Annotated in this window: 10 protein-coding genes; 4 read left to right on the plus strand and 6 right to left on the minus strand. The window is 62.7% G+C overall.

What is annotated here, in order from left to right; genetic code table 11:
* Positions 1–443: 443 nt before the first annotated feature.
* Genes NKH43_RS07625 through NKH43_RS07635 form a run of 3 tightly spaced genes read left to right on the plus strand, consistent with a single transcriptional unit; the run spans position 444 to position 2,614 of the window.
* Entirely contained in the window at positions 444–1,514 is a 1,071-nt protein-coding gene (locus tag NKH43_RS07625; protein ID WP_156948034.1) for a glycosyltransferase family 2 protein, read from the plus strand.
* Entirely contained in the window at positions 1,489–2,181 is a 693-nt protein-coding gene (locus tag NKH43_RS07630) for a class I SAM-dependent methyltransferase (protein WP_023717157.1), read from the plus strand. Before NKH43_RS07625 ends, NKH43_RS07630 begins: the two co-directional genes overlap by 26 nt.
* 31 nt (positions 2,182–2,212) lie before the next feature.
* Positions 2,213–2,614 carry a GtrA family protein gene (locus NKH43_RS07635; protein ID WP_352857296.1) on the plus strand — a complete coding sequence of 134 codons (402 nt, stop codon included), beginning with the start codon at positions 2,213–2,215 and terminating at the stop codon, positions 2,612–2,614.
* Here NKH43_RS07635 and NKH43_RS07640 read toward each other — a convergent pair.
* The 3 genes from NKH43_RS07640 to NKH43_RS07650 form a co-directional block, all read right to left on the minus strand.
* The gene (locus tag NKH43_RS07640) at positions 2,611–3,243 is read right to left on the minus strand and encodes a hypothetical protein (protein ID WP_352857297.1); all 633 of its coding nucleotides are present in this window, start codon (positions 3,241–3,243) and stop codon (positions 2,611–2,613) included. The two genes, NKH43_RS07635 and NKH43_RS07640, sit on opposite strands and share 4 nt — an antisense overlap.
* Positions 3,230–4,393 carry a putative hexosyltransferase gene (locus NKH43_RS07645; protein ID WP_352857298.1) on the minus strand — a complete coding sequence of 388 codons (1,164 nt, stop codon included), beginning with the start codon at positions 4,391–4,393 and terminating at the stop codon, positions 3,230–3,232. The genes NKH43_RS07640 and NKH43_RS07645 overlap by 14 nt, the downstream gene beginning before the upstream one ends.
* Before the next feature lie 101 nt (positions 4,394–4,494).
* Positions 4,495–4,578, minus strand: a complete 84-nt coding sequence (locus NKH43_RS07650) for a hypothetical protein (RefSeq protein WP_352481318.1) — start codon at positions 4,576–4,578, stop codon at positions 4,495–4,497.
* 314 nt (positions 4,579–4,892) lie between these two features.
* Between NKH43_RS07650 and NKH43_RS07655 the strand changes: the two genes are divergently transcribed.
* Positions 4,893–5,639, plus strand: coding sequence for a gamma-glutamylcyclotransferase (locus tag NKH43_RS07655; RefSeq protein WP_352857300.1), 747 nt, complete (start codon positions 4,893–4,895; stop codon positions 5,637–5,639).
* Here NKH43_RS07655 and NKH43_RS07660 read toward each other — a convergent pair.
* From NKH43_RS07660 to NKH43_RS07670, 3 genes are read right to left on the minus strand one after another with little or no spacing between them, the layout of a single operon-like run.
* Positions 5,626–7,608, minus strand: coding sequence for a glycoside hydrolase family 127 protein (locus NKH43_RS07660; protein ID WP_352857301.1), 1,983 nt, complete (start codon positions 7,606–7,608; stop codon positions 5,626–5,628). The two genes, NKH43_RS07655 and NKH43_RS07660, sit on opposite strands and share 14 nt — an antisense overlap.
* 26 nt (positions 7,609–7,634) lie before the next feature.
* Positions 7,635–8,492 carry a carbohydrate ABC transporter permease gene (locus NKH43_RS07665; RefSeq protein WP_352588500.1) on the minus strand — a complete coding sequence of 286 codons (858 nt, stop codon included), beginning with the start codon at positions 8,490–8,492 and terminating at the stop codon, positions 7,635–7,637.
* A complete protein-coding gene (locus NKH43_RS07670; RefSeq protein ID WP_352481297.1) occupies positions 8,492–9,421 on the minus strand; it encodes a carbohydrate ABC transporter permease in 930 nt (309 codons plus the stop codon). Before NKH43_RS07670 ends, NKH43_RS07665 begins: the two co-directional genes overlap by 1 nt.
* Between the last annotated feature and the right edge of the window lie 101 nt (positions 9,422–9,522).

The raw sequence follows: 9,522 nt of genomic DNA on the forward strand, positions 1-9,522 counted from the left end.
CGGCCGCCCTCGTCTGGCCAGCTAGTGTTGTATCGTACCGGCCGGACCAGCTAAGGCCCGGCCGGTACGATAGGTTCCGGCCAGGACGCTCGGCGGCCTACAAGCGCGATACTCGGCCGGGCTCGGCGACCATGTTCCATGAGCCATGTCTGACATGCGTCGAAGCGGTCGGCCCGCACGCTCAGGTCACCCGTAGTGCTGCTTCAACAGGCAAGTCCGGGAGCAGGCAATGCGGTCAACGGGTTATGCCTCAGCGACTGCTTCTCGCCAGGCCGATCGCGCCGGCAGCCTACCGATAATTTCACGCTTCGATGCGGACGTCCGACGTCACCACGACACCCTTCAGTCCTCCTCGAGGATCGGTATCCCCTTCAGAACTAACTAAATTAGCAGTTTCTTAATTGCCTTTGGAACTTTGTAGCTTGCGTTCCATTTTCAACCGCATGCGAGAGTCTGTGGTCCAAGGCCCGGGAATAACGGTGAACAGGTCACCGCCGCGCTACTCGCTGGTCCTGCCCGTATACAATGAAGAACAGGTGCTGCCTCGGCTGATCGAGCGGATCAGTTCGCTTATCGGCCGGCTGGACGGCGAAACGGAGGCCATCTTCGTCGATGACGGAAGCCGCGATGGAAGCGTCGAATACCTTCAAAAAGTGGTCGCCGCCGAGCCGCGCTTTCGGCTGATCGAATTTTCCCGCAATTTCGGCCACCAGGTGGCGATTACCGCCGGCATGGACGCCGCTGCGGGCGATGCCGTCATCGTCATGGATGCGGACCTGCAGGATCCGCCGGAAGTCGTTCTCGATCTGGTGGCTAAGTGGAAGGAAGGTTTCGAGATCGTCTACGCCCGCCGGGTCAAGCGCGAGGGCGAATCCTGGTTCAAGCGCTTTACGGCAAGTCTTTTCTATCGCCTGCTGGAGAAAATGACGTCGGTCGATATTCCGCGCGACGTCGGCGACTTCCGCCTAGTCGGCCGCAAGGCGCTGGAAACCTTCAAGCGTATGCCCGAACATGACCGCTTCGTCAGGGGCATGTTCGGCTGGATGGGGTTCAAGCAGACGGCCGTGCCATTTGAGCGCCACGCACGAACCCTGGGCCAGACCAAATACCCGTTCTGGAAGATGATGCACCTTGCGGTTCACGGCATCGTCAGTTTCTCCGAGAAGCCGTTGCGCCTGGCGCTCTGGGGCGGGTTGGTCATTTCCGCGCTTGCGGGGGTCTTTGGCGCCTACGCCATCTTTGCCTGGTTTTTTGAAACCGGGATCATTGCCGGGTGGACATCCACGGTGGTGATCGTGTCGCTCCTGTGCGGGATCAACCTTTTCATGACCGGCGTGGTCGGACTCTACGTCGGCAGCATCCACGCCGAGGTGAAACGCCGCCCGCTTTATGTCATCGATCGGCTCACCGGCTTCGACGAGTCGATGCGTGCCGCCTCCGGTGAGCGCCGCCGATCGTTTCACAAACCCAGGAGTGGAGTCCCCGCCAATGGCCGAACTCTTCGACAGCTATAAATCCAACTATGGCGAGGCGGTCGAAGGGTCCATCCGGTTTTCCGGACTCAGCCACGACTTCTTCCTTGTCGCCAAGGCGGATCTGCTGCGGCGTCTGGTCTTCGAGCGAAAGCTTCGGCAGGGTGGGTCGGCTGTAAGGGCGCTGGATGTCGGCTGTGGCGTCGGTTCGCTCCACCCCTACCTCGACGGTGCTTTCGACAGCGTCGATGGTTGCGATGTCTCGCAAGAATCGATTTTGCACGCCAGCCAACACAATCCGCGTGTGGCCTACAGGACCTGCAGCACTCAGGGGCTGCCTTACGAGGACGGCACGTTCGATCTGGCTTTCGCCAGTTGCGTCGTCCATCACGTTCCGCCCTCCTCCTGGCTCGATTTCTTCCTGGAAATGCGGCGCGTCGTACGGCCGGGCGGCGTCGCCTGCATTATCGAGCACAATCCCTACAATCCACTGACGCGCCTTGCTGTGTTCCGGTGTCCGTTCGATCACGACGCGGTTCTGCTCAACGCCGCCAAAGCGAGGTCCGTTTTTCAGGAAACAGGCTTCCGGGACATCCGCTCCGAGCATTTCCTGCTGCTGCCATCGGCAAGGCCCTTGGCCAGAAGGGTCGAGCGGGTATTCGCGCCTTTGCCGCTTGGAGCGCAGTATGCGTGTAGTGCGCGTGTCTGAGCGCCGTTCAACCGGCGACGCCGGGCTGAGGGTGCTGGCGCGCTTCGGGTCGGTCGGCATCGCCGCAACGATCCTTTATGCAGTGATGGCCACCGCTTTGGTAAAATGGCAACGGTTCGGCCTCTCGCCGGTCGGTGCCTCGCTCGCGGCTTACACCGCAGCCGCCCTGTTTTCTTATCTCGCGCATAAGTTCGTGACTTTCGCGTCGAGCGGATCGCATCGATCGGAAGCTCCGCGTTTTTTCTTGCTGACGGCGACAGGCTTCGCCGTTGCCTACGCGGCGCCGGCGGTTTTGACGGCCAAACTCGGCCTGCCGCCGATCATCGCCATTCTGGTTACATGCTTGCTTGTTCCAGCGGTCAATCTTCTCATGCTCGACCGGTGGGTTTTTGCGCAGCGAAGACCCGGCCGGCAACGTGATCGCCCGCCCTAACCCGGCTCAACAGGATCGAGCCGGAACGACAACAATTTGATGGCGCGCTTGTAGATGTTGCTGGCGGCCGGACTTGGCGGAATGCCGTCGAGGTAGTCGAAGGCGACATCGAGTATCCTGGCCTCGGCGAGGGCCGCCGTTGGAATGACGAACGAGACCGTTCGCGGCTCTTTGCCGGACAGCGTCACCGCATGCACCCGAACGCCATTCACCGAAATAATGACCCGCTGCGTGACCTGCGGCGGGCGAATGGCGGCGGCCATTTGCAGCGTGGCCGTCACACTGTCGTGGAGCGGCGGTATCTTCAGGCGAAGCCGCGAGGTCTCGCCTAGGGAATGGGTGCCGTCGGCAACGGGTCCCGACCAGCCGCAGACCCTCATGCCGGCTGCCTTTTTGGCTCCGTCGGACCGGAACGACACCGTCTCGCCTAGGGTATAGCTGCCGACCGCATCGCGATTGAGGCAGGTCGTCGTCCGGTCAATGTAATAGGCGCGATAATCGGCGTTGACATTCGGATTGAGAGCAAGCGCAAGAATGACGATTTCTGTTCCCGCCAGAACCGCCGCCAGCGCGTAGCTGGCAAGCCTGGCCCCGCGCAGATACCGGCCCGAAATGTCAGACCAGGGCAAGATAGCCTCCGATCCATGCCACGGTCATGAAATAACAGGCGCCCAGGAAGAGAGCCAGAGCCGCAAGAAAAGTCGGCTTCGACGCCGACGACAGCATGGCCAGCAATATTGTCAGAGGTGCAAGCCCAACGACGTATCTGACCATCGAGGCCAGGTTCGTGATCAGCGGCAGGATGATGCAGCAGGCGCAGAACAACGCGGCGCCATATTGCCTGCGAACCGCCAGAACCGCCGATAGCGCCAGTCCGATGAGTGCGGCGAGCGCGCTCCATTGCGGCGCCGTGGGCAGCCATCCAGTTGTCGGAACGGCCGAAAACCCGTCCCATATAAAGGCGAGCGGATTGCCCGGCACCCGTCCAAACGCGCGCTGCACGTGCAGGAAGGCAAAGCCGTCGCCGACGGTCAGATAGAGAAACAGGATGTAGGCGAATAGGCCGGCTGGCGAGATGAAGATGGCGACGAGCAGATCCGGTCGGCCAAGCAGCCAACGCGGGAACGACAGCGTCGATCCGCCCTTTGCGCGGTAATCCGTGAACATCTGAATGACGGTCGCGAATACAACGAGCACCCCGACGAGCCTGGTTGCCGACAGGAGAGCCGATGACAGTCCCGCAGCCAGATAGCTGGAGCGTTTGAGCGCCAGAAAAACGCACGAAGTCAGGAGTACGAAAAGAGGTTCGGTCAGGAAAGTCGTGAAGTGATAGGAGAAGGGGCCGCTGAGCAGGAAGGCGCAATACAGAACATAAGCGCGCATGTTCTTCTCGAGCAGTGGCCACGCCACCAGACAGGCGGCATAGCTGCACGCAATCGATGTGATCGACGCGACGAGTATCGTCGGAAAGCGGAAAACAGACCGGATTGCCGCCACCAGCATCGGATAGAGCGGGAAAAAGCCCCAGCGTCCGACATTGCTCTGGCCTGGAATGGGAAAGCGCTCATAGCCGTGTTCGGAAATGCCGACATACCACGCGCAATCCCAGCGGCAGAGCGCCTGGGCATAGGCCGCGAAGCCGGGTTCTGCCGAAACCGAAGCAAATGCGGCATAGCGAATGGCCAGCCCACTGACGACGAAAGCCAACGGCACCGCGACGACGGCTACCGCAACAAAGCGGCCACCGGCGTTCGGACGCGCGACAGCTTCGAGCGCCAAAATCTGCCTCCACCCGTTCAAATGGCAGGCGCCACTCAAAGCTAGATGACGCGCGCCCCGGCGAATTCAAGGCGTTCACGCGGCTCAAATTGGCGATACCGCTATCCGGCGCTTCTGAGCCAGACCAGCATCTCGCCGGGGTCGCGGTTGTGCCAGGCGAAATGCGGCACGGCGCCGACTTTCACTTCCTCGACCGCCGGCGGTTCGGTGCGGTAGAGCCCCTTTCCAGTTTTCGAAAGTCTCCTTTTGGCAATCGCCGAAAGCGTGACGCCGCCGCCCAGACGGTTCGCTGCTTGTGTGCCTCGATCTCAGCCGTTCGCGGCAGAGCGATGCGGTGCCGTGGCTGGAATTCGACGCGCAAAAGTCCGCCGCGTATTTTGTGCGATTCCGTCAAGCTGTTGTACACGACAGTTTTGAACCCTGATGCCGCGCCCGCGTACTCGGCCCTTGAGAATCCTCCAGCCTTCGGCAACATGGCGGCAAAGCTGAGAGTGCGAGGATGAGCAAGGTCATTTCCGCCGCATCGCGGCGTCAGTCGGCGCCGCGCAAGGCACCGATGGCGCTGACCGGGGCGCTGGTCGCCCGCACCTTGCGGGCGGTCGAGGACGCCGGGCCGACGCCGGGCATGGTCTACATGACCGATGCCGATTACGCGCGCATTCGCGACGAGGTGCTGGCCGGCGCGCCGGCCGGGCCGGTGAAGCTGTTCGCCTATGGTTCGCTGCTATGGAAGCCGGCCGGCGAGGTCAGGGGTGGCGAACGGGCCGTAGCGACGGGCTGGCACCGTTCGTTCTGTTTTACGGTGCAGCGCTTCAGGGGCACGGTGGAGCAGCCCGGCCTGATGATGGCGCTCGACCGCGGCGGCCAATGCCAGGGGATGGTGTTCGAGATCGCCGAGCCAGTGGCGGCCAATCTCGAAGCGCTGCTGCGCCGCGAGATGACCATCCTGCCGGCCGTCAACGTGCCGCGCTGGCTGCAGGTCAGGACGGGCAACGGCATGGGCCAAGCGCTTGGTTTCGTTGTCGATCCCGCCAATCCGCGCTATGCCGGCAAGCTCGACAAGCGAGCGATAGCGGCGACCCTGGCCACGGCCGTCGGCCATTGGGGTTCGGGCGCCGAATATCTGTTCGAGACCATTCGCCATCTCGACGCCTGCGGCATCCGCGACCGCAATCTCTGGCAGCTGCAGGAACTTGTGGCCGAGGAGATCGGCCGGGCGCCGCCGTCGGGCTTTATTCGTCCCTGAGCCAGACCAGCATCTCGCCGGGGTCGCGGTTGTCCCAGGCAAAGTACGGCACGGCGGTCACTTTCGCTTCCTCGACCGCCGGCGGTTCGGTGCGGTAGAGCCCCTCTTCCCAGTTTTCGAAAGCCTCCTTTTTGGCAATCGCGGAAAGCGTGACGACGCCGCCCAAAAGGTTTGGCTGTTTGTGTGCCTCGATCTCGGCCGTTCGCGGTAGAGCGATGCGGTGCAGCTGGCTGGAATTGTCGGTCTCTTCGATGCAATAGATCAGCGGTCCGCGCGCCAGTGCGACGCGGCCAATATCCTGCCGCACCTGCGGATTGGCGTAGAGGCGGTCGACGGCCATTTCGAGATCGAGCTCGACGCGGTCGCCTTTGCGCCATTCGCGGCGGATCGCGGCATAGCCGTCACTGGTGACAGCATCCAAATCGATATCGGCGCCGTTGACCTTAAGCGCCGCCTTGCGGCACCAGGCCGGCAGGCGCAGGTGCAAGGTGAACTCGGTCGGCGCTTCCGGTTCGACGGAGATCGAGACCGCGCCGTCCCAGGGATAATTGCTGGTTTGGGTGAGCTCTATTTGGTTCCCGGCGATATCGAAACGAGCCGTGCCGTTTCCATAGAGATGGACGGCGAGTGCGTCGTCTGACAGGCCGTAGAAATAGCTGCCGATCGAAGCGACCATGCGTCCGACATTGGGCGGGCAGCACGGGCAGCGATGCCATTTCCAGCGGTGGTGGGCGCCGCGGCTTTCGAGCGGATTTTCGTAGAAGAACAGCGAGCCGTCGAGTGACAGGCCGGAGATCGAGCCGTTGTAAAGCGCCCGCTCCATGATGTCGGCGTAGCGCGCATTGGGACCCATGCCGAGCATGCGGCTTGCCCAGAACACCAGGCCGACCGAAGCGCAGGTCTCGGCATAGGCGGTGTCGTTGGGCAGGTCGTAATCGGCAGTGAAACCCTCATTGTGCGACGATGGCCCGAGACCGCCAGTCACGTAAAGGTTCTTGGTCATGAGATCGTCCCACAGCCGGTCGAGCGCCACCCGCAGCGTGTCGTCGCCATATTCGGTGGCGATGTCGGCCATGCCCGAATAGAGGTACATCGCCCGCACCGCATGGCCGACGACCTTGTCCTGCTCGCGAACGGGCTTGTGCGACTGGTTGTATTCGTAGGTCTTGAAGTGATAGGCCTTCGGGTCGGCGCCGCGGGCGCGCGCCTCCTCGTCGAAATAATGCGGCTGCTGGCCGCGCTGATCGATGAAGTATTTGGCAAGCTCCATGTATTTGCGCTCGCCCGTCACCCGCGCCAGCTTGACCAGCGCCAGCTCGATCTCCTCGTGGCCGCAATAGCCCTTCTTCTTGCCGGGCTCGGCACCGAATGTTTCTGCGATATGGTCGGCGTAGCGGCACATGATATCGAGCAGCTTGCGTTTGCCTGTGGCCTGGTAATAGGCGACCGCGCCTTCGATCAGATGGCCGGCGCAATAGAGCTCGTGGCAATCGCGCAGATTGGTCCAGCGCAGGCCGGGCTGGATGCGCTGGTACCAGCTCGACAGATAGCCGTCGGGCTGCTGCAGCTTGCCGTACATGTCGATGACGGCGTCGATCTTCTTCTCCAGCTCCTCGTTGCGGCGGCGGTAGAGCGAATAGGCGGCGGTCTCGATGGTCTTGCCCCAGTCGCTGTCCCAGAACATCTGGGTCGTCACCGTCGATCCGGTGAATTCGTTGCCGGCGGTGGCTGCCTCGTCCGGCGAGGGTGAGTGGAACGGAATGACGACGCCGGGCGACGGCCGGTCGGGATCGATCTGCTCGAGCATGCGCGCCTCGACGCAGCGGTCGTAGAGGATGCCGGCGGTCTTGCTGGCAACGGCATCGACACGGTCGCCCCAGAAGCCGCGCACGTCGACCTGCGGTACCGGCAGCGGGCGGAATGCGAGTTTCGGCTTGGCGCCCTGACTGGCGGATTGCGATGCGGTCATAAATTTACTCCGTTCAATTCGATTGGTCACTTGACGGCTCCTGCCATCAGGCCGCGGATGTAGAAGCGCTGCAGCAGCAGGAAGAGCACCAGGCACGGCACCATCATCACGGTGACGCCGGCCTGCACGGCGCCCCAGTCGATGGCGCCGAAGCGGCCGGACTGGAGTGCGGTCATCATGATGGGCAGCGTGAATTTGGACTGGTCGGTCATCAGCACGAGGGCCGCCAGAAACTCGTTCCAGGCGCCAAGGAAGGCAAACAGCGCGATGGTGACGATGCCCGGCCAGACCAGCGGCAGCATGACCCTAAGCAGCATGGTGACATTGTTGGCGCCGTCCATGCGCGCGGCCTCCTCGATCTCGCGCGGCACCGCGTCGAAGGCGTTGCGCATCATGAAGATTGAGAACGGCAGCTGCAGCGTGACGTAGACGCAGACCAGCCCGGTCAGCGTGTTGTGCAGGCCGATTTTTGTCAGCACCAGGAAGATCGGCGTCAGGATCGACTGGAACGGGATCATGATCGTCGACAGGATGACGACGAAGAGCAGGTTCTTCAGCGGAAAGCGGAAGCGCGAGAAACCGTAGCCGGCGAGCACGCTGACGATCACAGACAGCACCACCGTCATGACCGAGACATAGATGCTGTTTTGCGCCGGCAGCCAGAGGCCATCGCCGAAGGTGTTGAGCGTGGCGTAGTTCTCGAGCGAGAACCCAGTTGTCGGCCAGGGCGGCAGCGGTGGCTGGCGCGCCTCCTGCGCCGGCTTGAACGCCGAAAGAACGGTCCAGACGATCGGCGCCAGGAACAGTATGGACGCGGTGATGCCGGTGGCGTGCTCTGCGAACTGCATACCTATCCGGCGTTTGCGGCTGCGGGCCTGCGCCATCAGTCGACCCCCTCTGGCTGGCGCAGCAGCCGCAGCTGGATGAGGCTGAGCGCCACCAGGATGACCAGCAGGACCATCGACAGCGCGGCGCCGTAGCCGAGCTTGAACGACACGAAGGACTGGTTGAAGATCCAGTAGACGGCGGTCAGCGTCTGGTTGCGCGGGCCGCCGCGCAGGATGATGTAGAACTGGTCGAAGGCGAGAATCGAGCCGGCCACCGACAGGATCAGCGCCAGCGCCAGCGTGCGACGCATCAGCGGCAGGGTGATGGCGCGAAACCGCGCGAATGGCCCTGCCCCGTCGATCATCGCCGCCTCCTGCAGGTCCGGCGGGATCGATTGCAGGCCGGTCATCAGGATGATCATGGTGAAGCCCGCCACCTTCCACACCACCATGGCGATGATCGACCAGAAGGCCGGCTGGAAGGTCGCCAGCAGGTTGAATTTCTTCTCGGTCAGGCCAAGCTCGAAGGCGGCCGGGCTGAACAGGCCGGAATCGACATTGAGCAGCCACGACCACAAAAGGCTGGCCGAGGCGAAGCCGATGACCGCCGGCATGAAGAAGGACGTGCGGTAGAAGCCGGTCAGCTGCCGCGGCCGCTCGATGAACAGCGCCAGCGGAAAGGCGACGGCGAAGATCGCGATCGTCACCACCACCGTGTAGTAGCCGGTGAACTTCAGCGCGTTCCAGAAGCGGGTATCGCGCAGGATCGCCCAGTAATTGTCGAGGCCGATAAAGCTATGCGCGCCCATCAGCGGCCAATTGTGCAGCGACATCCACGCGGTCATGCAAAGCGGCACGATGAAGAAGACGACGACAAGGGCAACGGCCGGCGCGACATAGAGCAGGCCGATCCACTGCCGGCGGCCGGCGCCGACCAGTTTGTATGCGCGTGCCGGGGTGGCGGTGGTTGCTGTGATGGTGGTCATGTCTGGCCGCTCGGTGGTTGAAGGGCAATCACATCGGGAGAATACCCCCCCCCCCCCCATGGCAACCCCAATTCGAAAGGGCAATAGGGGGCCACCCCACA

It is taken from the genome of Mesorhizobium sp. M1163 (genome assembly GCF_040318415.1).
GTDB lineage: Bacteria > Pseudomonadota > Alphaproteobacteria > Rhizobiales > Rhizobiaceae > Mesorhizobium.

Excerpts from the sequence above, each read along its gene's own strand:
- NKH43_RS07625 (WP_156948034.1), top strand. The coding sequence starts at position 444 with ATGCGAGAGTCTGTGGTCCAAGGCCCGGGAATAACGGTGAACAGGTCA.
- NKH43_RS07630 (WP_023717157.1), top strand. The coding sequence starts at position 1,489 with ATGGCCGAACTCTTCGACAGCTATAAATCCAACTATGGCGAGGCGGTC.
- NKH43_RS07655 (WP_352857300.1), top strand. The coding sequence starts at position 4,893 with ATGAGCAAGGTCATTTCCGCCGCATCGCGGCGTCAGTCGGCGCCGCGC.
- NKH43_RS07660 (WP_352857301.1), bottom strand. The coding sequence starts at position 7,608 with ATGACCGCATCGCAATCCGCCAGTCAGGGCGCCAAGCCGAAACTCGCA.
- NKH43_RS07665 (WP_352588500.1), bottom strand. The coding sequence starts at position 8,492 with ATGGCGCAGGCCCGCAGCCGCAAACGCCGGATAGGTATGCAGTTCGCA.
- NKH43_RS07670 (WP_352481297.1), bottom strand. The coding sequence starts at position 9,421 with ATGACCACCATCACAGCAACCACCGCCACCCCGGCACGCGCATACAAA.